Origin of the sequence: Citrobacter meridianamericanus, assembly GCF_041320245.1 — a bacterium.
GTDB classification, from domain to species: Bacteria; Pseudomonadota; Gammaproteobacteria; order Enterobacterales; family Enterobacteriaceae; genus Citrobacter; species Citrobacter meridianamericanus.
The window spans coordinates 3,858,983-3,884,711 of the sequence record NZ_CP101036.1; the positions used below are offsets into that span (position 1 = coordinate 3,858,983).

The window sequence follows — 25,729 nt, forward strand, 5'->3', positions numbered from 1 at the left end:
TTTATCGTTAACCCCGATAAGTGTTTTTGCTTTTTCCTGTCTTATCTTTTTCCTGCTAACCCTGTACCCTGCTGAAACAAAACGTACCCGCAGGGTATAAAAAACCACCAGGAGTAGTTATGGATATTGTTTCTGTCGCCTTAAAACGTTACTCCACTAAGGCATTCGATCCGACTAAAAAACTGACCACTGAGCAAGCCGAAAAATTAAAAACGCTGCTGCAATATAGCCCATCCAGCACCAACTCTCAGCCATGGCATTTTATCGTTGCCAGCACTGACGAAGGTAAAGCGCGAGTGGCCAAATCCGCAGCCGGCGGTTTTGTGTTCAACGAACGCAAAATGCTGGATGCTTCTCACGTAGTGGTGTTCTGCGCCAAAACGGCGATGGACGACGCGTGGTTGGAGCGCGTGGTGGATCAAGAAGAGAGCGATGGCCGCTTCGCCACCTCTGAAGCTAAAGCCGCTAACCACAAAGGTCGTACCTTCTTTGCTGATATGCATCGCAAAGAACTGAAAGATGACAACCACTGGATGGCAAAACAGGTGTACCTGAACGTCGGTAACTTCCTGCTGGGCGTTGCAGCAATGGGTCTGGATGCAGTGCCGATCGAAGGCTTTGATGCGGCGGTGATGGATGCAGAGTTTGGTCTGAAAGAAAAAGGTTTCACCAGCGTAGTGGTGGTCCCGGTGGGTCATCACAGCGTAGAAGATTTCAACGCCGCGCTGCCGAAATCCCGTCTGCCGCTGGAAACAACGCTGACGGAAGTCTAATCCCCGCATTTGCATAAGCTCCGCACAGCGGTCATCATAGACCGCTGTTTATTAAGGAGACGTTATGCAGGAATTGATATCTCAGGTAGAAGAACTCGGCATTGAAATAAATCACACTACCTCGCTGGTGATGATTTTTGGCATTATTTTTCTCACCGCCATTATTGTTCACGTTATTTTGCACTGGGTGGTATTACGCGCATTTGAAAAACGCGCCAGTACCAGTTCCCGTCTGTGGTTGCAAATTATCACACAGAACAAATTATTCCACCGCCTGGCGTTTACGCTGCAAGGTATCATCGTCAATATACAGGCTACACTCTGGCTACAAAAAGGCAGTGAAGCGGCAGATATATTAGTGACCTGCGCACAGCTGTGGATCATGATGTACGCCCTGCTGTCCCTGTTTTCCCTGCTGGACGTTATTCTCAACCTGTCGCAAAAGCTCCCTGCCGCATCCCAATTACCCTTGAAAGGTATATTTCAGGGTATCAAACTGATTGCCGCGATTCTTGTCGGGATCCTGATGATTTCCCTGCTGATTGGCCAATCGCCGGCAATACTGATAAGCGGCCTGGGTGCGATGGCAGCCGTATTAATGCTGGTGTTTAAGGACCCGATCCTCGGTCTGGTGGCCGGAATACAGCTCTCCGCTAACGACATGCTTAAGCTTGGCGATTGGCTGGAAATGCCGAAATACGGTGCAGATGGCGCGGTTATTGATATTGGCTTAACTACCGTAAAAGTGCGTAACTGGGATAATACCATCACTACTATTCCTACCTGGTCACTGGTATCAGATTCCTTTAAAAACTGGAGTGGGATGTCCGCTTCCGGTGGTCGGAGAATTAAACGCAGCATTAGCATTGATGCCACCAGCATTCATTTTCTTGATGAGGATGAACGTCAGAGGCTGCATAAAGCGCACCTGCTGAAACCGTATTTGACCACGCGCCATCAGGAAATCGACGCGTGGAATCAGCAATTAGATGCGCCTGAATCGGTATTGAATCACCGTCGGATGACCAATATTGGTACTTTCCGCGCCTATCTGAACGAGTATTTGCGTCACCACCCGCGTATTCGCAAAGATATGACGTTAATGGTGCGCCAGCTTGCGCCAGACGATCACGGTTTACCGATCGAAATTTATGCCTTTACCAATACGGTGGTCTGGCTGGAATATGAGAGTATTCAGGCTGATATTTTCGACCATATATTTGCGGTGGTCGAAGAGTTTGGTTTACGCATTCATCAGTCGCCTACCGGAAATGATATTCGCGCGCTGTCAGGCGCGTTTCAGCGTTAATCCGTAGAATAGATAAATGACCGATCTCATCACCAGGATGAGATCGGTATAAACTTAGCGAGACTTACGACGCAGCAGTTTGAAGGTAACGAACAGGAACAGGATCCACACCGGCAGCAGGATAGCTGACAAACGCATATCATCCATCGTACACATCAGCACCAGAATCATGCCGAGGAAAGCAATACACAGGTAGTTCCCCGCCGGGTACAGCAGCGCTTTGAACTGCGTGTCACGTCCCTTGCGACGCATCGCCGCCCGGAATCGCAGATGCGCCAGACAGATCATAATCCAGTTCAGCAGCAACGTCGCCACCACCAGCGCCATCAGCAGGCTAAACGCCTTTTGCGGCAGCACATAGTTGATCAGTACCACCAGCGACGTAATAGCACCGGAGAGCATCAGCGAATTCACCGGTACGCCGCGACGGCTGACACGGGTTAAGAACTTCGGCGCGTTCCCCTGAACGGAGAGACCAAACAGCATACGACTGTTGGAGTAGACGCCGCTGTTATACACCGACAGCGAAGCCACCAGAATGACAAAGTTCAGCGCAGAAGCCACCACATTGCTGTCAAGGTTATGAAAAATCATCACGAACGGGCTGCTGTTGGACTTCACTTCCACCCATGGGTACAGCGCCAGCAGCACCACCAGAGAACCAATGTAAAACAGCAGAATACGGTACACCACCTGGTTGACCGCCTTCGGAATACTTTTCTGCGGATCCTGCGCTTCCGCGGCGGTAATTCCGATAAGCTCCAGTCCGCCAAAGGAAAACATAATCACCGCCAGTGACAGAATTAATCCGTTCCAGCCGGTGGCAAAAAAGCCGTTGTAACGCCACAGGTTATCGATGCTTGCATGTTCCCCGCCGTTGCCGGAAAACAGCATCCATACGCCAAAACCAATCATGCCGATAATGGCCAGCACTTTGATCAGCGCAAACCAGAATTCCGTTTCACCATAGAGACGCACGTTGACCAGGTTGACGGCATTGATAATCACAAAGAATGCCGCAGCCCAAATCCAGGTTGGGACATCGGGCAACCAGTACTGCATGTAGATCCCAGCCGCAGTCAGTTCCGCCATGCCGACCAGCACAAACATCACCCAGTAGTTCCAGCCGGACAGAAATCCCGCGAACGGTCCCCAGTATTTATAAGCAAAATGGGCAAACGATCCAGAAACGGGTTCTTCCACCACCATTTCGCCCAGTTGACGCATAATCAAAAAAGCGATTATCCCGGCAACGCCGTAACCCAGTAACACCGCAGGTCCCGCCATCTGAATAGCCGGGCCAATGCCCAAAAACAGGCCGGTACCAATTGCACCGCCCAGCGCAATTAACTGAATATGGCGGTTTTGCAACCCTCGCTGAAGCGTCGGCTCATTCGTCGACGCGGCATCAGACACGCTGGTGTCAGATGCAGTTGACGCGTTTTTCACGCCCTTCCCCTGTGTCGTTTTTATTGAAGGGGCTCCTTTTAACATTTCAACCTGGTTGTCGCAAGGCGCAATAAGGACCTGCCGTGCCTGTAGCATTGCGTTTGTTCATAATTACGGTGAATTATTCTGGACGAAAAGGCATGACAGGCCACAGAATGCGCTTTACTGTTTTTCTAACATTTTCAAACGGGTGAACCAGCTGTGTTTCAGGCACTCGTTTTTGAGTCAGGCCAGGCAACGACTGTCATGAATAAGATCATTAAACGACTGGAAATCGTCAAAAGTGCTATTGAACTGGAAGATGAGGAGATTATTTTCCAGCAGGTAGAACATCTGAAAAATGAGCCCTTATCCGTCGTACCAGATACTATTGTGCAGGCGATCGAAGAACGACGCTTTAGTGATGCCTTGCGTGAAATCTCAGCCTGGCTGCAATCTCAACGGGCAGTCTCTACGTGGCAAGATCCAGCTATTGCCGCCAGTAAACTGGAACTCAAAGCGCTCGAAACACAGCTGCGTGACCTGATCGATAAACGCAACACGCGCATTCAAATCCTCGATGATTTCAACGATCTGTATCACCTTCGCCTTGGGCCGCTGATGAGCCGGATCCTCGAGTTGCGTAAACAGCTCGCCGCCAGCGCCCAGCGTAAACAGGAAGCTGAGCGAAAACGCCGGGAGAAAGACTACCAATCCTGCCAGCACTATATTTCCCAGGCCGTTGATCAACTGGCCAGGCTCAAGCAGCAGTGGATGAATCTGAATTCAGATTCGCGTGAATCGGTGGAAACACGTCAACGCATTCAGCAACAAACTGAGCTTATTACTGCCCTGCTGGCAGAGATTCGTGAACTGGAAAACGATTTTTCTCGCCAGGACGACAGCGCAACCCGCCAGGCACAGGAAGAGGCCAGCCATGAATATGATGAGTATCAGGAGCAGCAGCAGGATGCACTGCACCGTTTTAGCCGTGACCAACGACTTTCCGCTGATGAACGTAATGAGTTAAAACGCCTGTGGCGTCAGGCCAGCCGTCTTTGCCATCCGGATGTGGTGGCGGACTGTCTAAAAGAGAAAGCGCATCAGATGATGGTTCAACTGAACCAGGCGCGCCAAAATGCCGATCTTGCCGCCGTTCGGGCGCTACTGACTCAATTGCAAAGTGGCCTCGAACCGATGATGGCGAGTGACCGATTGAACGATCTGCAGCATTTACGCAGCAAAATACAGCAGCTCAGAGAACAAATTAATGCGCTGCTGAAAGAGATTACCGAACTGGAAGCTGAGAACGCCTGGCGGCTTGCCACCTCCGTGACGGATAAAGAGGCCTATTTCTCCGATCAACAACGGGCGCTTACAGAAATCCGCAATACGCTGGAACAACAGGTGCACCAGGTTGAACAGGAGCTGTTGGCGGGCTAAGCGCTATCGCTAGCGCATGAAGACAAAATGATACCTGCAAGCCAGATTTCAAAATTAGGCACAAAAAGATCAAAAAAGGATAAAATTCCAATAATTGGATTTATTGCAGAAATATAATCTGTAATTATCCTATTATTAGCCAATAGGTGCAAATTCGGCAATATTTGCCTCTTCTCCTAACCTTCCGCTTTCTCTGTCCTGGTCAGGATTAAGAATCCTCCTACACTCAATTAATACCATGAAGAAAAATGAGTATCTTCTTGAAACTTAAGCCATTGCATATAAATACCTTTCTTTAATCCCAGGAATACCCTGTCTTTATACAAACCTCCTTCTTATTATTATCTCGATCCATAAGTGAAATCTATCAATGTTGTGCTCAGAGGTGAAATAAACGATTTATCTTAAATTTTAACAAAGTGTAATATCTACCTTAAGAATAGTTAATGCTTCAAATAAATACAGAGAATATCTGTTGAGTCTGAAATAAATAAGGATGCGTTCACGCCGAAGAACGTTATACGATTTTTAATTAATATTTCATGCGTCGTCAAAAACTCTTTTTTTAGTCTAAAAAAAGAGGCGACTGCTTGCACCAAAATTTCAAGGAGATCGTTATGTCTAAGGCTATTTTTTTGGGTGACTCAATTTACCCCTGGCTAGGCATGCGAGAAATCCTACGTGGTTTATCATTATATATTGATATCACGTATTACTCCTCTCAGACGCTTTCTGCCGTCAAAATGCTTCCTTATGAAACGGATTGCATCATTATTAATCCTGACAAATCTGATTTTTTAAAATATGCCAGGATTATCCGCAATATGGCTTTACGTCCTGCTACCAGAATTATTGTTCTGGCAGATGAAGCTACCTTTACCATTTTTCAAACCGTTTGCGGCAAGAACATGCAATTTCTCGATCAAGACACCAGCCTTGATCAGCTATTACAGACCGTCACACGTATCACGCAAAACAAAAAACAACAAAGTATCAAAGAACTACACACAAAAATCACAGCCAACGAATTCAACGTAATGATGATGCTTGCCCGGGGATGGTCGCTGGCGCAAATCGCCGGTGCGTCACAGAAAAGTGAGAAAACCATCGGGGCATACAAAAGCAACATTGCCAGAAAACTCGGCAAAAATAATACCCGGCTCAAGTACACAATTTCCCACTATAGCCAGCCGTAACTGACTTACTTAAGGACAATTATCACGGTTATTTTTTAAAAATTTTCCTTTCGGCTCATTTTTAATTCCGCACCGCACGGAAGGAAATCCCATTTCCCAAAATTTATTACCGGGTAGCACATCCGCGTGCCAGCCATAGCCAACAACTCAACGTATTAACACATACATAACAGGAATGTAGACAAGGGTTATATATGAACAAAGTTTACAGCATTATTTGGAACGCGGCGCTCGGTATCTGGGTAGTCGTTTCTGAATTAACCAAAGGCAAGAAAAAAAGCAGTTCGCGAAAAACTGTCGCCGTACTGGCAGCTGGCGCATTAAGCGGTGCGTCAATGCTGGCTTCGGCTACTCCAATTGTCGATATCGGTGAGCACAATATTTTTATCGACTACCAGACAGGTATTTCCGCTGGAATATATGAGGATGTCCACGACTATGGTTTCTTATATGAAGATAACACCACCGGTCAGGCACTTAATATCAGTGGCGCAATCCCAACATTTAGTCCAGGCCAAAGCGGCGTTGTTGAATCAACCACTATCCGGGAGTTGCTGGAAAGTGGCAAAATCACGCTGCAGGCTACCAGCCCTGACCAAAGCGTTAAAACAATCACCACTGCTGAAGATCTGGCGGAATACCTGACTTACAACCAATCGTCAACGCCGTCACAGAGCACAGAATTTGCTATCAACGACCCGGCGTTTCCCGGCGAAACAACAACCATCAAAGTCTTTGATACTAATGCGTTAAGTGGCTTTCTTACCGAAGCGCAAATCGGCGATGCGGTATTAAACACCTATGATGCGCAGAAGTCAGAAATCTATAAGCAATTTGGTATCGCGCTGGCGACCAATAGATCCATTGCTAACCTGAATATTGGCAACGACACGCTCAATGTTCGCGACCAGCTCAATACCATCGAGTTACTGGCCAAAGACTCCTCCTTACTGGAGGCTCAGGATGCGGGTAGCCAGGTAAACTGGCAATCGGATAACTACATCAAATTTAACGCAGCTCCGGTTGTGCCGCCAAAAATGTTCTCCGGTTCAAAGCAAACATCCGTGTTTGGCGATGATGTGACGCTGATGACCTACGGCTACGATGCGGAGGGTCAGGTAGTCGAAACCGGTGAACGCACGTTTAGCATTACCAACACGCAGGAGCTGGCCGATTTCAACGACTGGCTGCTGGGCAATAGCGACGACGCGGCAGAAAACCCTGAAGGCGAAAAAGTCAGCCAAATCCAGCTGTGGCTGGATGCAAAGGAGGTGACGACCGTCACCGCCGCACAAACCAAGTACGCCGGGCTGATTGATAGTCTGATCAATTCCAGTAAACCCGCTGACGTGCTCAGTTGGGATTACGAGGTCTGGACTGACGGCGAGTCGCATACCAACAACGCCACCGCCGGTCGTGGTGAGCTGCATGCTATCTACGCCAATGGTGCGGGCACCTCCGGCACTCTGAATAAAGACGCGATTATTGCCGTTGACGGCAGTATTAATGGCGTGATGAAAGCCATTGATGGTGGGGTTATCACTAACCTGGGCGAACTGAACGCATTGCGTACTTCGACCGGGCAGAGCCTGGCGATTGGTATGCTGGCTAAAGATGCGACGGCAACCAACAGCGGGATCATCAACTCCGGGCTGTTTATTGATAAAGACGGTAACCAAAACGTCAACAGCTATGGCGCATTTGGTATGCAAGGGCAAGGCACCAGTCAAGTCACCAACGAAGGTACCATCAACCAGGCGATAACCACCGATAACTTCGGCACCGCTTCTGCGGCCGATCCCTGGAGCAAGGACGACCCCGCAGGCTCGCTGACGCTGGCCATTGGTATGCAACTGTCTGACAATGCGCAAGGGGTCAACAACGGCGATATCAACGTCGTGGACGGGAGCAAAAACGGTGCATCCTATGCTAAAGGTACCGCCTATGGCGTAGAAGTCGCCGACAATGCCACCTTTACCAACAGCGCGGATGCCACTATTTATCTTGGTCGCAACGCAAGCGCTCCCTCTAAAGATGTCACCATGGCTGGCGGTTCCAGCCTGAGCGCCGGGATCATGACCAAGAGCGCCAAAGAGGTGATTAACAACGGCCTTATCACGCTGGGAACCGGCGTACGTAATGCTGCAGGTATTCTGATTGGTAACGCGGCCGGCAATGTATTCAATACCGGAAATATCGTGCTCAATGGCGATTCCAGCGCAGGCAACATTAAGAATTACGGCATCACCGTGCGTGATAGTGGCGCTGAAAATAATCAGGAAATCCGCAATGACGGCAAGATAAACGTCAATGGCACCAACAACGTCGGGATCCACGTAAGCGCAACGCACAAAAATGCCGAAGCCACCACCAGCGATGCTGGCTCTATCATCGTGGACGGTGAAGGTAGTGTCGGGAACCGTAACTATGCCGTCTGGGCTGAGGGTGGCAAAGATGGGAAGGCGGTGGTCAACGTCTATTCCAACATCACGCTAAACAAAGCCGGGAACATCGGTGTACACGTACGTGATAACGCCGTCGCTAACGTCGACAACCTGAGTAGCCCGGCATTCAACAGCACCGATCAGATTGGCTACTACCTGTATGGTAAAGGCGCGACTGCCAATATTGGTCAGGCAGTAATGAATGACAACGGACAGGATCGCACCACCATTTTCCGTATTGCCAATGGCGCAATGCTGGCCGGTAACACCACCACGCCTGACGGTCAGGCCAGCTCTAACCTTGAACTGACCTTAAACGGCGAACAGTCCGTTGGCGTATTTGCAACGGGCGTAAACAGTAAAGTTGATACCGGCGAAGCCACGTTCACCGTGCAGGGTACCGACTCCGCCGCACTGCTGATAGAAGGCGGCGCCACAGGTAACATCAGCGATAAAACAACCATCAATTTAACCGGTGAAAGGACCGTTGCCGGGGTTGTGGATGGTCAGGCACATCAGTTGAATGGCAGTGCAGAGGGTAGCGCCGTTGCGACTACTCTCACTTCAAACGCAAAAATCACTTCAGAAGCTACCGGCAACAAGGTCATTGCCTATGTGGCAAGGAACCAGGGCAGCCTGATCCTCGATACTCAGGCGAGTATCGATCTTGCCAGCACCGACAGCATTGGGGTTAACGTGCAACAAGGCGGGAGTTTAACCAATAACGCGACTGCTGCCTTACATGTGAGTAACGGCATCGGCGTACAAGCTTCTGGTTCGAACGCACAAATTAAAAAACTGGGTCAGATTCAAGTCGATGACGGAACCGCAGGCGTTCTGCTGACCAATGGTGCCAGTTTGAGTATTACCGGTAATGCCGGTGATGCCATCACGACCGATGGTTCGGCTGATGGTATTCGCCTCGATACAGGGGCCGGTAAGCTGGCTGCAAAAGGGGTAACGATTAGCGCGAAAGGGACTGGCGCGGGCATTCAAAACGATGCCAACAATACCGACATCACGCTCAACAACGTCACGATCAACGCCAACGATGGTCCGGGGATCCGTACCAGCGTTGCGCTGAACATGAAAGATGGGTTGAACAATATTCTCAACGTTAGTGGTAAAGGTACCGGCTTCGCCTTTGAACAGCGCAATGGTGACGCGGTGACGGGCAATCTGACCATCGGTAAAGGCTATACCATTGAGGTATTGAACAGCGAAGGCAGCGGGATTCGCGCCAATACTAACGGGCACATCACCACCAATGCCGATATTAACGTGCATGACAGCGCAGGCGGTTCGGCAATCATCGCAAAAAACGTCAGCGCATTGACCAACAGTGGCAAGATTATCTCTGCAAGCACCACCTCCCCGGTAATCGACGCCAGCGGAGACAGCAGTAAAGCCATTACCAACACCGGAACTCTGGAGGCCATCAACGACACGGCGGTGGCCATTCAGTCCGGTACAGGCAATGACACTATTGATATCAGCGGCGGTGTCACCAGCGGCGTAATCAATACCGGTGCAGGTGCAGACACCTTCAACTGGCGCAGCGGCACCTATGCCGGCGAAGTGAATTTCGCCGGTACTGGCGGCAACAATAAAGCTAACATCGGCAATGTGACGCTGGATAAAACGCGCCACATCATTACCGCTGCGGGTACGGACAACGCCCTCACCTTTACCGATACAAAAGATGCGAAGATTGGAACGCTGGTCAGCGACAACCTGACTACCGGCACGAATATTGGCACCGGCTGGGATTCGCTAACCCTCAGCGGGTCAAACGCGGATGTCCGCATCGTTGAAAACCTGAATCTGGCAAGTAAAACTATTGCCGTAAACAATGGCGCCACGCTGCGCACCGGCGACCACGTTGAGCCAACCAGTACTGCCGCCAGTATTGGCAACTACGATGTCACAACCCAGGGCGCAGGCAGCAGGGTTATCTTCGATACCCAGGGGGATACATCAGCAGCGCAGATCTATCGCGGTATCATTAGCGGTGACGGGAAATTTGAACGCGCGGCGGGCGGCACCACGGTCTTTACCGCCAACAACAGCTACACCGGCTCTACCACTATTGATCAAACCGGCACGCTGCAGTTAGGTGACGGCGGAAATGAAGGTGAAGTAAGCGCCGTGTCTGACATCACCGATAACGGCGTGCTGGCGATTAACCGCGCTAACACCGTGCTGCTCAATGGCGTGCTCTCGGGCATTGGCGCGCTGAAGCAAATTGGTGACGGCATTACCCGACTGAACGGCAACAACACCTATACCGGTGATACCACCGTCACCAACGGTACGCTGCTGGTAAATGGCGATCAGAGCGCCGCGCGCGGCGCGACCACCGTCAGCGGCACCTCCACTCTGGGTGGGAATGGCATTATCGGCGGCAACGTGCTGATGAACGATGCCACGACTATCAGCGCTGGCGATGGCGGTGCGGGGACGTTATCCATTAACGGCAATCTGCAGCTTGGCAGCAAAACGACCTCTGCTTTCGAACTGGGTCAGGCCTATACGCCGGGCGGTGCGCTAAACGATCTGATTAACGTCGCAGGCGATTTGCAACTGGACGGAACTCTGGATGTTACTACTTCACAGGGCGGTAGCTTCGGACCCGGCGTATACCGTATTTATAACTACGGCGGGACATTGAATAACCAGACGCTGGATCTGGGCGTTGTGCCGGACAGTCAGGATAAGAGCAACATTTTTGTCCAGACCTCTATCGACAAACAGGTCAACCTGGTGAATGCCAACGGCGTTACCCTACACTTCTGGGACGGCGCAACCATCAATCAGAACCACGGCGCGTCCGGCATTGAAGGCGACAGCAAAATTGACGGCGGCGACGGCAAATGGATGGCGATTGGCAGCCAGGGTGATAACAACTGGACCACCGCAACGGGCGACGGTAACGCGCCGTGGGCGCAGAAATCCTTTGCGATCTTCACCACCAAAGGCGGGACCGTCACCGTGGATAACGCTGCGGGCGAAGTTCACTTCTCCGGGGCGCAGTTTGATGCCGATGGCTATGTCGTGAGAGGTGACACACTTAACGCGCATGCCACAACGGAAACAGCGACCCACGCAGGCCAGACGCCGGGTACCGGTGAACTGTTGCTACGCGTTGGTGCCGGTGGCGCAGGGCAAAACTATACCGCAACCATTGAGTCCGTCATCCGCGAAGCCAGCACCAATGACAAGCTGACGCTGGTGAAAACCGACCTGGGTCGTCTGATCCTCAGCGGTGATAACGAGTATCGCGGCGGCACGCGCATTGACGGTGGTACGTTACAAATCTCTGCCGACAGCAACCTCGGCCAGAGCGGTACCGACCTGGCTATCAATAACGGCTCCACGCTGCAGATGGGCGCGGACCTGACCAGCAATCGCACCATTACGCTTGGCGCGAATGAAAACGCGGCGGTGTTTGACCTTAATTCGCACCACTTCACGCCAACCGGTGAGATTACCGGCGACGGTAAACTGAAAGTCACCAGCAGTTCAAGCGATGCGGGCAGTACTCTGTCGCTTGAGCGCGCGAACAGCTACAAAGGCGACACCGAAATTGCCGGCACCGGCAATGCCAACAATGTGGCGGTCAACGTCAGCAAAACCGGCGCGTTCGGCAGTAATGAGAGCAGCACCGTGAGCGTCAACAACGGTGCAACCCTCAACGTCAGTGGCGCGGAGACCATTCTGCAATCTCTGACGATAAACATCGCCGACAGCCTGTTAACGTTGGCCGATACCGTGACTGCCGCCAGCGCCAAACTGCACCTGACGGGCACAGCGAAAGCGCTGTTAACCAATAACGCCACTGCGGGCAACGCGACGGTTAGCGTAGCGAAAGACAGCACGCTGGCACTGGAAGAAAACGCCAGCGGCGGCAATGCCGATGTAACTAACAGCGGACTGATGACCTTTGCTGACCAGGCAATGGCAGAGAATACCGTCGTTAAAAACCTGGCGGGTGGTATGGTTGATGTGAGCGCAGTCAACAGCGCAACGTCTATCGGTTCGTTGTCCGGCGCGGGTAATGTCGAACTGGGCAATAGAGAATTGTCGCTGGGGAATCTGCATCTGGCCGACACCATTAGCGGTATTATCAGTGGCAACGATGGCAGCCTGGTGAAAATCGGCGACGGCACGTTAACGCTGACGGGCGACAACACCTGGACCGGCACCACGGACGTTAACGAAGGCGTGCTGCTGGTCAACGGTAATCAGTCTGCAGCGACCGGTCAGGTGACGGTGAAATCCGGGGCCACGCTCGGCGGTAACGGTATTATCGGCGGCGCGGTTGATGTGCTGGACGATGGTCATATTACCGCCGGGGCCGCCATCAACAGCGTGGGCAAACTGACTACCGGTTCACTGACGCTGAGCGATAACGCCCAACTGGATTACCAGTTTGGTCAGGCTTATACCCCCGGCGGCGCGTTCAACGACCTGATCGACGTGAATGGCGATCTGACGCTCGACGGTAAACTCAACATTGAGACCTCTCCGGGCGGAAGCTTTGACGTTGGCGTTTATCGCGTCATCAACTACACCGGCACATTAACCAACAACGTGATGGATATTGCTAACGCGCCGGAAGCCGCGGACAGTTTGTACGTACAAACTTCGGTCAAAAACCAGGTTAACCTGGTCAACCATGCCGGACTGACGCTGCGCTTCTGGGACGGTACCGGCGGTGAGAATGGCGAGCTGAAAAACAACGGCGTCATCAACGGCGGCGACGGTATCTGGCAATCCAGCCAGGGTAACGACAACTGGACAACGGATGAATCGACGCCAGAAGGCGCATTGAACGCACCGTTTACCGATGCCGCATTCGCCGTCTTCCAGGGCGAAGCGGGTAACGTAACCGTCGATAACAGCCAAGGCGATGTCATCATCAGCGGCGCGCATTTCGCTACCGATGGTTATCGCGTCGGCGGGGAGGCCATCACTACCGATACCGCCAATACGCTGATTCGCGTCGGCGATGGCACGGTAGATGGCGCCAGTTACACCGCCACCATCGACAGCGTGATCCGCGGTACCGGTGGCCTGAATAAAGGCGATCTCGGTACACTGATTCTCACCGGCGACAATACTTACAGCGGTGGCACCACCATCACCTCAGGTACGTTACAGGTGGCGGGCGATGCCAACCTCGGTGCGGCAGATACGGGAATTACCTTCAACGGTGGTACGCTGAAATATGGCGAAGCATTTGATACCGCCCGTCAGGTAACGCTGGAATCCGGCGGCGGGACATTCGACACCAACGGACATGACGTTTCTCTACTGACGGAAGTCGAAGGTAACGGTCAACTGACCAAAACGGGCAAAGGCTCCCTCACCCTGACGCTGGATAACACCTACACCGGTGGCACCACCATCGAACAAGGCGTTTTACAGCTGGGTAACGGTGGTGATATCGGCAGCATTCAGGGGGATATCGTTGATAATGGCGTACTCAACGTTAATCGTGGCGATACCCTGGCACTGACCGGAAATATCAGTGGCAAAGGCCAGCTGCATCAGACCGGTAGCGGTGTGACGGAGCTGCAAGGTGAAAACAGCTACAGCGGCGCAACGCTGATTGCCAACGGCGTGCTGCAGGCGGGGAATACCAACACTCTGAGTGCGGCATCGCACCACTACGTTGTCGCGGACAGCACGCTGAACACGCAGGGCTATAACCAGACGGTAGCGGGACTGAGCAACGGCGGCGATGTATCGCTCATCGGTCAGCAACCTGGCACAACCTTAACCGTCAAAGGGGATTATACCGGCGAAAAAGGCACCATCAACATGGCGGCTATCCAGAACGATAGCGGCGCAGGTATTGCCGACCGTCTGATTATTGATGGCGGTAAAGCCAGCGGCAGTACGCTGCTGGATGTCGATGGTTCCGGTCTTGGCGCACCGACCATCGGTGATGGTATCGAAGTCGTCACCGCACTCAACGGTGCAACCACCACAGCGCAAACCTCGCGGGACGCCTTTCATCTTGCCGCAGAGCGTATGGCTGCGGGCGCATTTGAGTACCAACTGCATGCCGGGAATGCGCAGGGTCAGGGCGAAAACTGGTATCTGAGAAGCGAATACCGTCCAGAAACCATGCTGTATTCTGGTCTCGCCAGCGTGGTTCGTCAGGGGGACATCAGCCTGTTAGGCAACATGCACCAGCGTATGGGCGACGAGGTTAAACCGGGACTTGATGAAGACAATCGCGCCTGGGCCAGAATGATTGGCTACTCCGGTAAAACCAAACTGGATGATGCGGCCGGGACGCAAACCAGCACCCATACCATGGGTATTCAGGTTGGCGTCGATATGTATGCGAACGAAAGCTGGAAAGCCGGGATGTATACCAGCATCCTGGATATCGACAGCAACGTGAAAGGCACGAAAACCGGCAGCGACGGCAAAGGCGGCAATATCGACGACAACGCGTTTTACGTCGGCGGTTACGCTACCTGGTTCTCGGGTGACGGCATGTATGTTGATAACGTCCTGCAGTACGGTAACCATAAATCCCGCCTGGCGGCGACCGGTAATAACGGTTCGTATACCGTCAAAGGCAACACGTTGACGGCATCGACAGAGGTGGGTAAATCGTTCCGTTTAGGCGCCAGCGCATGGAGTCTGGAACCGCAGGCTCAGTTGATCTATCAATACAGCGACTTTGATAACGGTACGCTTGATGGTGTGACCCAAACGAAAGTGAAAATGGATTCCGCGGATTCCTTTACTGCGCGTCTGGGCGTGCGTCTGGTCGCTGACTATGACACCACTCATGGCAAATTCCAGCCATACGGCAGAGTCAACGTCTGGCAGGGTCTGGGTTCAAAAGACAAAACGCACTTTAGCAATGCGGTAGCTACCACCACGCTTGAGTCTTCACAACAATACTCCAGCACTGAAGTTGCAGCCGGCCTGTCATGGTCTATCGACAGAAATCTGCAGGTCTACGGTGAACTGGGTACGCAATTCAGCAACGGTGGCAGTAAGTCGCAGGTCGAAGCACCGGTCAATGCATCTATCGGCTTCAAGAAATCGTTCTAAGCTGACATAAACTCGCCAGCCCCCTGTTAAGCAGGGGGCTTTTTTTTGCCTTTCAGGGCTACGGACTGGCAGCAACGAAGTGATGATTGAAGAGGTTAAAACCTGGAGGGATTAACGATTATAGTGCGTTAAGAGTAACGGGATCTCTTCTGCTAACACCGGAGGAGAAATGAAAAATCCTTGGATTTTGTCACAACCCATCTGCATCAAACGGTCCAGTTCGGATTGGGTTTCCACCCCTTCGGCAAGAACTTCAATCCCAAAATTGTGCGCCAGTGAAATGATACCCTCCACAATCTTTGTTGAGCGGGTGTCGGGTTCAATGCCGGTGACAAATTCTTTATCGATTTTTAAGGTATCAAAAGGATACTTCAACAGGTAATTAAGATTAGCGTGCCCGGTTCCAAAATCGTCAAGAGCAAGTTTGACCCCTATCGCCTTCAGCTCCTTCATATTTTTAGCCGCGACCAGACTGTCGCACAGCGGTGACGTTTCCGTGACCTCTACCTGACATCGGTTGGCCGGCAAACCACAGGTGATAAGATTTTTTCTGACGCGTTGAGGTAACAGAGGATCGCAAAATTCAAGTGCGGAAATGTTGATTGATAATACCAGGTAATCTGGCCAGCGGGTTGCAACATCCCATGGCGTGCAGCTAACCATATCTTCAATTGAAAGGATATAGCCGCTGTCCTCCAGTAACGTAATAAAAACATCGGGAGAGATCATACCCATCTGAGGACTATTCCAACGCATTAACGCTTCAAACCCGCTAATACACTGAGTACGCAAATTAAAAATGGGCTGATAAACCATATAAAGCTGACTGGTATTCAATGCTTTTTCAAGCGCGGTTAGCACCTCACTGGAATTAAACATTCACCTTCCCCTCGACAAATCATGAAAATTTAAAACCAGTCAACATCACTCCCGAATTGTATCTACTATTAGGTGTGTTACATCAGATAAGAATAGTCAGGTTACGGTAAAAAAGACGTTCGATGAGTAAATCTGACTATTAATTTATTTAAATCAGAAGTATTAGTCAGCCCCAGCTTGGCGACGACCCGCATCTTATGAGCCTGAATAGTTTTATAGTTCAGGCTCACCAACTCAGAAATTTCTTTGGCGGTATAACCATTTACCAACAAATTCAGAATCTGCTGCTCTCTCTCAGTTAGTTTCTTCTGCGAACGATATAGTCGGGGATTCCATTTCCCGACCGTTAACGACGCCAATTGACCGAAATCACGCAGTGAAGATTTCTCGGTCAAAACTATTGTTTTCTCGACATATAATAACTCCACACATAATTTTGCCACCAAACTATCAGCAATAATTACCACGACGTTATTATAAAACTTAAATCGGTTTTTATTCAGAAAATCTACGATAGCTGAGCACGGTTGTTCATTATCAATGATATTAAAAACCATAGTTTGATGCTGGCATAATGATGACTGATGCAACATATCCTCAAACTGGAATGTTTGTATCGGTACATGTTTGCTTGTCAGGTAGGCGAACAGACCGTTGCCCACAAAATTATCACTACCACACATCAACATCCTGTTCACCACTCCTATAAGCTTTTAATCTTGTTACTCATTAAAAATTTAATAATAATCTTCTCGACTTCAGTCTCTTCACGACGGTTTTTAAAATCGAACCCACACGAAATCTGATGGCAGGAATACAATTGATTATCTTCATCAAATTCGTTGATCGCGACGACATCAATAACTTTTAAATCCAACTGCAAACTGCCAAACGTGTCAAAATCCAGTGAAGCGCTTTTAATCACCGCATCTTTGTAAAGAAAACGGGCGTTAACTTCTTCAGCGATTAACGCACAACCACCCTGAGAGATGTTTTTAATCTTCAGCGAGTAGTTTTCTCCGTTCTTGTAACGACCAAAACAGAAAAAGTCATACCCCTTCATGAAGGAAAAACGCTGGTTTTGTCTCTGCTGGGCAAAGAAAATCAAATCTGGTATGAGGTAGGATAATCCTACTTCCGCACCTGTTAATGGGGTTTGTTCGAATCTGGCACTAAATTTTACAATCCCGCTTTCACTATGCAGGATAAAGTATTGGACCTTTTCAGGTACAATGTCTTCGTGTCCGGAGATAACAAACCGCTCGAAATCAACCTTCTCTAACTGATTGATAACGCTACTGTTTTCACATAACACTTCCAGTTTCGTTTTCTTGTGCAGCTCTTCACGAAGGGTAGCTATGATTTCAAACTTGTTGTCCTTTGCTAATCCAAAGCTCATTCTAAAACCCTTATTTCCATATTTAAGACATGTCTTGCTATTGGTTACTCACAAAACGCGAGATCAGCATCCACCCTTGGTGCTTAATTACCATAGTGGATTCCATGTCGAACAGTTGGTTAAAAATTAAGTTTTTAGCTATCTTTAGCCATTTATTGATACGTAAAAACATTTAATCAACGTTAATTTTAGCTGAAGCCATGCTTAAAACCATGCGAACGTGTTGATTAATTATAACAAAAATGAATAACAATCAATTTTGAGATGTCATTTTGAGATAACAAATAGTAAGAATTGCACAGAAAAAAATAGAGGGAAATGAGTGAGTTTTGATGAAGGAACTATGCAGTTTGCGAACTGGCGCACTATCGAAAGAAGAAATAAAATACTTACGAAACCATATTATTAATCATCAATATAACCTCCACAGGTTATTGTGACAAAGTGAATTATTTTATTTCGCATGTAAAATAATTTCCCTTAGGGCAGAAAAAAGGCCAGCGTCCTGCTGGCCCGGTAATTACCGAATCGAACTATAGAGGCTTACTATCTTACAGAGGGTACAACGCTAAAAATTCAATACTTTTGCTTAAGAATTGATCGGGATGAATCTGCGATGATCATCACCGCTCCCGCCAACATTAATGTGTCTTTCAACACCAGACGCCCGGCTCCGGACAAGTAAGGAAAACCGTGGTGCAAATCTCCCAACGGCATCACCCATGCTTCTGGTGTAGTAATTAAAAATGATAACGTAACAATCGGCGTGGCAAATGCCAGTATGCCACCCAGTAATCCCAACCAACGACTAACAGGATTAGCCAGTACCAGCAATGCGATAAGCACTTCGACTACGCCCAGGCCATTGGAGAACGTATACGTGTTATTCGCCTTCTGCCATTCACGCTCCTGCGGTTTAAACTCACCTTCGTGGGTTAAGTGCTGCTTATATTCTGTGGGATGTTCGTAGAAAAATGACATTACCGGACTATTGGCGACAAATGGCGTAATACTGTCTGCTTCGTAAGGTACAAACTTCAACAGACCAATCCACATAAATACAAGGGCAATGCTGAGACGAATCAACGTTAATCCAATTCTATCGCCCTTGCCGAGTAAACGCAGATACTTTTCCATGCAGATGCTCCTCACTTATACAAAATTGCCGTAGCGTGAGTACTGCTGTCTATACGCATTGAAGTAATTTTCCACGAAGTGGCATCCTTTTCCTGGGCTAGTTTTGCGATGGCATCCTCAACGACAGAAGGTGCCGCGGCAATTGCCGACACGCTGACGCGAGCGACTTCAACCGGCTGTTGTGCCAGAACAGAAAATGTTACCGGCGCAGTGAGTAAAGCAGTCAACAATAATGAAGTTTTAAGCATGTTCATTTCTATTTCCATTAACAAGTGATTTCAGTCTCAATAGAATAAAACATCGCTGTTTATCTTATTTACTGCATAACGCCAGAAAAACTGTTCATGCGTATTACTTTATTTATGATAAAAAAAAGCCCCACACAGGTGGAGCAATCATGCAGCTACATTATTATTATTTTACGAGAGAGAAGAGATCGTTGAGTGATTCACTCATACTCGGATGCGTAAATATTTGATCGCGCAGTGTGGTGAAAGGCAAACCAGCATCCATAACGGTCTTAATAATATTAATCATCTCATGAGAATCCACGCACAGCAGGGATACGCCTAATATCTGTTTCGTTTCGCTATCTACCACCGCTTTAAGTACGCCACGCGTGTCATTCATCACCCGTGCTCGCGGGATAGCCGCGACAGGCAGAGTGACTACCTGTACCACCGCGCCGCTGGCGCGAGCTTGCTCTTCGGTCATCCCCACGCGGGAAAGCGGCGGGGTCATGAAGACAGAATACGGTATATTTTGACGATCGCCGGTGTGACGTAACCCCTCGCCTAACAAGTTATCACGTACAATACGGAAGTCATCCAGCGAGATATAAGTAAATTGTAATCCCCCCGTCACATCGCCCATGGCCCAGATATTGTCTGCCGAGGTACGCAAATATTTATTCACCACAATAGCGCCGTGTTCGTTGACATCCACACCCGCGTTTTGCAACTGTAGATTTTCAGTCGCCGGTTTGCGGCCAGATGCCACCAGCAGCGCATCCACAGTCAGAGCCCCTTCCGGCATTTGCACCTGCACCTTTCCGTCGCGGGACGAAACCGCCTGCACCCTTGCATTGAGGATAATCTCAACCCCTTTGTCGCGTAAAATGTTAGCGATAGCTTCGGCAATATCCCGATCTTCACGCGCTAAAAACTGTGGCGCAGCTTCATAAATGGTGACCTTGCTGCCGAAGTTGGCAAACATTGAAGCGAATTCGACACCAATATACCCGCCGCCCAAAATCCCCAAACGTTCCGGACGGTGCGTCAAATTTAACAGCCCGGTGCTGTCAAACACGCCAGGAGTGGTCGTTAACCCCGTCACGTTCGGCATCGTTGCCTGTGCACCGGTATTAATAAAGATCTTCTCACCGCTTAGCTCAAGCTCGCCGGTTGGCTGCATGACCCGCACTGTATGGTTATCAATGAATTCTGCACGACCTTCAATCACATCCACGTTTTCCAGATCGGCAAGATTATGGAAGTTTTTATCACGCAGAAAGCTGACAACAGAGGCCTTGCGCTGCATCGCCGCGGCAAAGTCATGCTGAAGTTCAGCATCGTGTACCAGGGTTTTGGTTGGAATACAGCCGATATTGATACATGTTCCGCCATACATGGTGTTTGACTGTTCAATAATCGCCACTCGCCAGCCCGTTTTCGCCAGGGTAGCCGCCAGCGTTTTACCCGCTTTGCCAAATCCGATAACGATCGCCTGATACTGATTCATGCTGTCTCTCCGCCATGTCACTGTTCGTTTGTTGAACTGAATTATAGGTTTAGCGATGCAGGAACAATGTATCTATAACGCGCCAATTACTGTCAGATCGTCTAAAACACAATTTTTTCGCTTCCACTCAACTCTGCGAGGAAATAAGATAATCACATAAAGATATTAATAAAATTATGAATAACATATTTTTCTCATCTTTATCAGCACCAACAAAAACTGCCCAGGAGTCTTTATGGATGCACTTAGCCGATTACTTACGCTTAACGACCCGCAGGGCTCGATAGATCAAAACTGCCTGCTGAGCAGGGACTGGCAACTACCTCATGCAGCGGGTGAACTGTCCGTTATTCGCTGGCATACGGTAACCCAGGGATTCGCTCAACTGGATATGCCTGACGGAACATCTTCCACGTTACGCCCTGGAACAATAGTCATTCTGCCGCAAAACTCCGCACATCGGCTGTGTCAGACAGGGGAAGAGCAAACGCATATTGTCTGTGGGAGCCTGCGATTACAGACATCTTCACGCTATTTTTTAACCGCGCTTCCGGAAGTATTATTACTGGCGCCTGAGGAGAACAGCCCCGTCAGCCATTGGTTGAAGGCCATGATTGCGCTATTGCAGGAGGAATACATCAACAACCTGCCTGGCTCCAGCATCGTTTGCAGCCAGCAATGCGCGACGCTGTTCGCGTTAACTGTTCGCGAGTGGCTTGCCCAGTCGACCCCTGCGAAAAATGTGCTGAATTTACTGCTGCACCCCAGGCTGGGAGCCGTTGTATTCATGATGCTGGAGTCACCAGCTTTTGCCTGGACCGTCGAAGAACTGGCAAAACGTGCACACATGTCGCGGGCCAGCTTCGCACAGCTATTCCGTGAAGTATCAAACTCCACGCCGCTGGCGGTGTTAACCGCGCTACGCCTGCAGTTCGCCGCCCAGATGCTGTCACGTGGTACACAGCCGTTGATCGTGATTGCCGAGTCGGTGGGTTACGCCAGCGAATCGTCGTTTCACAAAGTCTTTTTACGGGAATTTGGCTGCACGCCGGGCGAGTACCGCAAACGCGTGAAAGCGTTGGCGGCATAACGCAACGCCTGCTTCAGCAGTAAAACCGAGGCAGGCGAGTAATGCCAGTTAGTTAAACATTACAGGGAACATGTGATTCCGGCTCAGGGTTCCGTTCACCTTATGTGTGTCATTTCTCTGAGGCACTGATACCCGTGAACGAGCAAGGGAGGCTCACCTCTTACGGGGCCAGCGCAAGCGCTGTTCAAAATTGCTCCCGGCAATTTTGTCATTCGTCTTATGCCGTCTGCCTGTCGGGTTGGGGTCATCGCTGCAACGCTCTGACTTCCAGTTAAATCTGCGTTGCTGTTCAGATATATTCAAATAAAAATACAGGTGGTCAGGTGTGGGCTGGTCCGGCTGAAAATTGCCGACGTGTTTCCGTAAGGCCGGGAGAGCCAGCATGGATGCTGGCTCAGGGCGCGTTTTGCAGGGACGCTACCTCGCGCCCGGCCCGGTAACCTGGAGGAATAAGCGGAGGGTATTGCGTAGCAACAATTTTCCCGCCGGGAGCCGGGATTGTTAAGGGTACGGCGATAGTACCCTTAACACGTTCACTGGCAGTATGGTTTCAGAGAAGTGAAAAACATAAGGTGAACGTAGCAATGCGACGGAGGCAACAGATTCATTACCTCCGGTTCATTAACTGATAAGTATTAAGGCAGGCGAGCACTTCATGGCATTACTTTTGGCCGCGATGCCTGTGCAGCCACATCAGCTTATAAGCGGCCGGAATAATGAACAGTGAGAGCAATGGTGCGGTGATCATGCCGCCAATCATCGGCGCGGCTATGCGGCTCATGACTTCTGAGCCAGCTCCCGTCCCCCACAAAATAGGCAGCAGACCCGCAATAATTACCGCCACGGTCATCGCTTTCGGACGCACACGAAGCACCGCACCGTGATATAACGCCTCATCCAGCTTATCTGCGGTAAAGGTTTGCGGATTCTCCAGCGCGGGTTCGACTTCAATAGCGTGGCGCAAATACATCAGCATCACCACGCCAAACTCTGCAGCGACGCCGGCCAGGGCGATAAATCCGGTTCCGGTCGCAACCGACATATGGAACCCCATCCAGTAGAGGAACCAGATCCCCCCCACCAGCGCAAAGGGCACGCTGGTGATAATCAACAGCGCTTCGCCAAAGCGGCGGAAAGCCAGATACAGCAGGACAAAAATAATCATCAGCGTCATCGGCACCATCAATTTGAGCTTATGACTGGCACGTTCAAGCAGCTCGAACTGCCCGGAAAACGCCACGCTGGTCCCCGGCTTTAACTGTACCTTTTCAGCAATTGCCTTTTTCAGATCGTTCACCACCGAAACCATGTCACGATCGCGTGCGTCGATGTAAATCCAACTGGTGGGTCGCGCATCTTCGGTTTTCAACATCGATGGACCTGAAACCACCGTCACATCTGCAACATCAGCCAGCGTGATTTGCTGCTTCATGGGCGTCAGGATCGGCAGAGTACGCAGCGCTTGCGGATTATCGCGATAGCTCTGCGCATAGCGAAGGTTAATCGGATAACGTGCAATCCCTTCCACCGTTTCGCCGACCATTGCACCTCCGACCGCTGAGGTGACAAACAGTTGCACTGCGCCGACGGTCATGCCGTAGCGAGCCGCTTTCTCCCGATTAATATCCACATTGATATAGCGCCCCCCGACCAGGCGCTCAGCAAGCGCAGAAGAGACGCCCGGCACGGTTCTGGCCACCTCTTCAATTTGTTCCGCCGTGGCGTCGATATCAGCCAGAACGTTACCTGACACCTTTATCCCAATGGGGCTTTTGATGCCGGTAGAAAGCATGTCGATACGGTTACGAATAGGCGGAACCCACAGATTCGCCAGCCCCGGCAAGCGCACGGTTTTGTCGAGTTCGGCGATAATTTTGTCCATCGTCATACCCGGACGCCACTGCTCCTGCGGCTTCAGTTGGATCGTCGTTTCAACCATTTCCAGCGGTGCGGAGTCTGTTGCGGTTTCTGCCTTACCGGTTTTACCAAACACGCGCGCCACTTCCGGCACGGTCATGATCAGCTTGTCGGTTTTTTGCAGCATGTCCGCTGCCTGCGCCGCTGAGATCCCCGGCAATGTCGAAGGCATATACAGCAGGTCACCTTCGTTAATCTGCGGCAGGAATTCACCACCGACTTTATTCAGCGGGTAGATAACCGTCAGTATTGAAAGCACCGCCATCAGAATGGTGGTCTTGGGCCAGTGCAATACCTTCAGCAATAGCGGATGGTAAATACGGATCAGGAAACGGTTAAGCGGGTTGCTGCTTTCTGCAGGTATTTTTCCGCGGATCCAGAATCCCATCAGGATCGGAATAACCACGATGGCCAGAAACGCCGCACCTGCCATGGCATACGTTTTGGTGAACGCCAGCGGGCCGAACAGTCGCCCTTCCTGCCCCTCCAGCGTGAAGATGGGGATAAATGACAGGGTAATAATCAACAGGCTGATGAACAGTGCCGGACCAACCTCTACTGAAGCGTCGGTAATCACCTTCCAGCGCGTTGCATTATCCAGTTTTTCATCCGGATGCTGATGCCCCCATTCTTCCAACCGCTTATGGGCGTTTTCAATCATCACGATGGCGGCATCAACCATCGCCCCGACGGCAATGGCAATGCCCCCCAGCGACATGATATTGGCGTTCAATCCCTGGAAATGCATCACGATAAACGCGATACACAGCCCCAACGGCAGGGAAATAATCGCCACTAATGCCGAACGCAGATGCCACAAGAACAGCGCGCACACCAACGCAACAACGATAAACTCTTCCAGCAGCTTGTAGCTCAGGTTATCAATGGCGCGATCGATGAGCTGGCTGCGATCGTATGTTGTAACTATTTCTACGCCTTCCGGCAGACTGCTTTTCAACGTGTCGAGTTTGGCTTTAACCGCGGAGATAACCTCACGCGCATTTTTACCGGACCGCAGAATAACCACCCCGCCCGCCACTTCGCCTTCGCCGTTCAGTTCGGCAATCCCACGGCGCATTTCCGGCCCAATCTGCACACGCGCCACATCACGCAGGTAAACAGGCACACCATCGGCCCCGGTTTTCAGGACGATATTATTGAAATCATCAAGCGTTTGTAGATATCCACTCGCGCGGACCATATATTCCGCCTCAGCCATCTCGACAGACGAGCCGCCCGCTTCCTGATTCGACGTGTCCAGCGCAGACTTCACCTCCGCCAGGCTAATACCATATTGCGTCAACTTCATGGGATCGATAACGACCTGGTACTGTTTAACCACGCCGCCTACCGAGGCCACCTCAGCCACGTTAGGAATCGTTTTTAACTCATATTTTAAAAACCAGTCCTGCAGAGAACGTAATTCTGCCAGGTCATGTTTCCCGCTGCGATCCACCAGCGCGTACTCAAAAATCCAGCCGACACCCGTGGCATCCGGTCCCATTTCCGCGCTAACGCCTGTCGGTAATTTTCCCTGCACCTGGTTGAGGTACTCGAGGACGCGCGAGCGTGCCCAGTAAGGATCGGTGCCATCCTCGAAAATGACATATACGTAGGAATCGCCAAACTGCGAGAACCCACGCACCGTCTTCGCGCCCGGTACCGACAGCATGGTGGTAGTCAGCGGATAAGTAACCTGATTCTCGACAATTTGCGGCGCCTGTCCCGGATAGCTGGTTTTGACGATCACCTGCACATCAGAGAGATCGGGCAGCGCATCAACCGGGGTATTGATGATGGTCCAGGTTCCCCAAATACTGAGAAACAGCGCCCCCATCATCACCAGAAAACGGTTTGCCACCGAGCGGCGGATAATCCATTCAATCATTTA

Annotated in this window: 14 protein-coding genes; 6 read left to right on the forward strand and 8 right to left on the reverse strand. The window is 50.6% G+C overall.

What is annotated here, in order from left to right:
- Nucleotides 1–119 precede the first annotated feature (119 nt).
- Together nfsB and NMD08_RS19010 are read left to right on the forward strand one after the other, a co-directional pair.
- Nucleotides 120–773: an oxygen-insensitive NAD(P)H nitroreductase gene (nfsB, locus tag NMD08_RS19005; RefSeq protein WP_370618773.1), complete on the forward strand. Its 654-nt coding sequence runs from the start codon at nucleotides 120–122 to the stop codon at nucleotides 771–773.
- Between the two features lie 64 nt (nucleotides 774–837).
- Entirely contained in the window at nucleotides 838–2,082 is a 1,245-nt protein-coding gene (locus NMD08_RS19010) for a mechanosensitive ion channel family protein (protein ID WP_187259404.1), read from the forward strand.
- Between the two features lie 54 nt (nucleotides 2,083–2,136).
- On the opposite strand, the gene pheP is transcribed toward NMD08_RS19010, so the two are convergent.
- Nucleotides 2,137–3,531 (reverse strand): phenylalanine transporter, encoded by a 1,395-nt coding sequence (gene pheP / locus NMD08_RS19015; RefSeq protein WP_151218705.1) that lies wholly within the window; start codon nucleotides 3,529–3,531, stop codon nucleotides 2,137–2,139.
- Nucleotides 3,532–3,777: 246 nt separating this feature from the next.
- On the opposite strand from pheP, the gene NMD08_RS19020 reads away from it, so the two are divergent.
- The 3 genes from NMD08_RS19020 to NMD08_RS19030 all read left to right on the forward strand — a co-directional run bounded on the left by NMD08_RS19020 (nucleotide 3,778) and on the right by NMD08_RS19030 (nucleotide 15,676).
- On the forward strand, nucleotides 3,778–4,953 hold the full coding sequence (locus tag NMD08_RS19020) for a DnaJ family molecular chaperone (RefSeq protein WP_187252854.1): 1,176 nt from the start codon (nucleotides 3,778–3,780) through the stop codon (nucleotides 4,951–4,953).
- A 617-nt stretch (nucleotides 4,954–5,570) separates the two neighbouring features.
- Nucleotides 5,571–6,149, forward strand: a complete 579-nt coding sequence (locus NMD08_RS19025; RefSeq protein ID WP_210904797.1) for a LuxR C-terminal-related transcriptional regulator — start codon at nucleotides 5,571–5,573, stop codon at nucleotides 6,147–6,149.
- Nucleotides 6,150–6,343: 194 nt separating this feature from the next.
- Entirely contained in the window at nucleotides 6,344–15,676 is a 9,333-nt protein-coding gene (locus NMD08_RS19030; protein ID WP_370618775.1) for an autotransporter outer membrane beta-barrel domain-containing protein, read from the forward strand.
- 111 nt (nucleotides 15,677–15,787) lie between these two features.
- On the opposite strand, the gene NMD08_RS19035 is transcribed toward NMD08_RS19030, so the two are convergent.
- The 6 genes from NMD08_RS19035 to rclA form a co-directional block, all read right to left on the reverse strand.
- Nucleotides 15,788–16,555, reverse strand: a complete 768-nt coding sequence (locus tag NMD08_RS19035; RefSeq protein ID WP_370618777.1) for a putative bifunctional diguanylate cyclase/phosphodiesterase — start codon at nucleotides 16,553–16,555, stop codon at nucleotides 15,788–15,790.
- Between the two features lie 101 nt (nucleotides 16,556–16,656).
- Nucleotides 16,657–17,238, reverse strand: a complete 582-nt coding sequence (locus NMD08_RS19040) for a helix-turn-helix transcriptional regulator (protein WP_187252857.1) — start codon at nucleotides 17,236–17,238, stop codon at nucleotides 16,657–16,659.
- Between the two features lie 20 nt (nucleotides 17,239–17,258).
- The gene (locus tag NMD08_RS19045; RefSeq protein WP_370618779.1) at nucleotides 17,259–17,954 is read right to left on the reverse strand and encodes a pilus assembly protein PilZ; all 696 of its coding nucleotides are present in this window, start codon (nucleotides 17,952–17,954) and stop codon (nucleotides 17,259–17,261) included.
- A gap of 576 nt (nucleotides 17,955–18,530) precedes the next feature.
- The gene (rclC, locus tag NMD08_RS19050; protein ID WP_151218700.1) at nucleotides 18,531–19,091 is read right to left on the reverse strand and encodes a reactive chlorine resistance membrane protein RclC; all 561 of its coding nucleotides are present in this window, start codon (nucleotides 19,089–19,091) and stop codon (nucleotides 18,531–18,533) included.
- 11 nt (nucleotides 19,092–19,102) lie between these two features.
- Nucleotides 19,103–19,339 carry a reactive chlorine resistance periplasmic protein RclB gene (gene rclB / locus NMD08_RS19055; RefSeq protein WP_353655336.1) on the reverse strand — a complete coding sequence of 79 codons (237 nt, stop codon included), beginning with the start codon at nucleotides 19,337–19,339 and terminating at the stop codon, nucleotides 19,103–19,105.
- Between the two features lie 166 nt (nucleotides 19,340–19,505).
- Entirely contained in the window at nucleotides 19,506–20,831 is a 1,326-nt protein-coding gene (rclA, locus tag NMD08_RS19060) for a reactive chlorine resistance oxidoreductase RclA (protein ID WP_370618781.1), read from the reverse strand.
- Nucleotides 20,832–21,066: 235 nt separating this feature from the next.
- Between rclA and rclR the strand changes: the two genes are divergently transcribed.
- Nucleotides 21,067–21,921, forward strand: coding sequence for a reactive chlorine-specific transcriptional regulator RclR (rclR, locus tag NMD08_RS19065; RefSeq protein ID WP_151218697.1), 855 nt, complete (start codon nucleotides 21,067–21,069; stop codon nucleotides 21,919–21,921).
- 661 nt (nucleotides 21,922–22,582) lie between these two features.
- Here the strand turns inward: rclR and NMD08_RS19070 are convergent.
- Nucleotides 22,583–25,726, reverse strand: coding sequence for a CusA/CzcA family heavy metal efflux RND transporter (locus NMD08_RS19070; protein ID WP_370618783.1), 3,144 nt, complete (start codon nucleotides 25,724–25,726; stop codon nucleotides 22,583–22,585).
- Nucleotides 25,727–25,729 lie beyond the last annotated feature (3 nt).

Excerpts from the sequence above, each read along its gene's own strand:
- NMD08_RS19030 (WP_370618775.1), top strand. The coding sequence starts at position 6,344 with ATGAACAAAGTTTACAGCATTATTTGGAACGCGGCGCTCGGTATCTGG.
- rclR (WP_151218697.1), top strand. The coding sequence starts at position 21,067 with ATGGATGCACTTAGCCGATTACTTACGCTTAACGACCCGCAGGGCTCG.
- rclA (WP_370618781.1), bottom strand. The coding sequence starts at position 20,831 with ATGAATCAGTATCAGGCGATCGTTATCGGATTTGGCAAAGCGGGTAAA.
- NMD08_RS19010 (WP_187259404.1), top strand. The coding sequence starts at position 838 with ATGCAGGAATTGATATCTCAGGTAGAAGAACTCGGCATTGAAATAAAT.
- rclC (WP_151218700.1), bottom strand. The coding sequence starts at position 19,091 with ATGGAAAAGTATCTGCGTTTACTCGGCAAGGGCGATAGAATTGGATTA.
- NMD08_RS19070 (WP_370618783.1), bottom strand. The coding sequence starts at position 25,726 with ATGATTGAATGGATTATCCGCCGCTCGGTGGCAAACCGTTTTCTGGTG.
- NMD08_RS19020 (WP_187252854.1), top strand. The coding sequence starts at position 3,778 with ATGAATAAGATCATTAAACGACTGGAAATCGTCAAAAGTGCTATTGAA.
- NMD08_RS19035 (WP_370618777.1), bottom strand. The coding sequence starts at position 16,555 with ATGTTTAATTCCAGTGAGGTGCTAACCGCGCTTGAAAAAGCATTGAAT.
- nfsB (WP_370618773.1), top strand. The coding sequence starts at position 120 with ATGGATATTGTTTCTGTCGCCTTAAAACGTTACTCCACTAAGGCATTC.
- NMD08_RS19045 (WP_370618779.1), bottom strand. The coding sequence starts at position 17,954 with ATGAGCTTTGGATTAGCAAAGGACAACAAGTTTGAAATCATAGCTACC.
- rclB (WP_353655336.1), bottom strand. The coding sequence starts at position 19,339 with ATGCTTAAAACTTCATTATTGTTGACTGCTTTACTCACTGCGCCGGTA.
- NMD08_RS19040 (WP_187252857.1), bottom strand. The coding sequence starts at position 17,238 with ATGTGTGGTAGTGATAATTTTGTGGGCAACGGTCTGTTCGCCTACCTG.
- NMD08_RS19025 (WP_210904797.1), top strand. The coding sequence starts at position 5,571 with ATGTCTAAGGCTATTTTTTTGGGTGACTCAATTTACCCCTGGCTAGGC.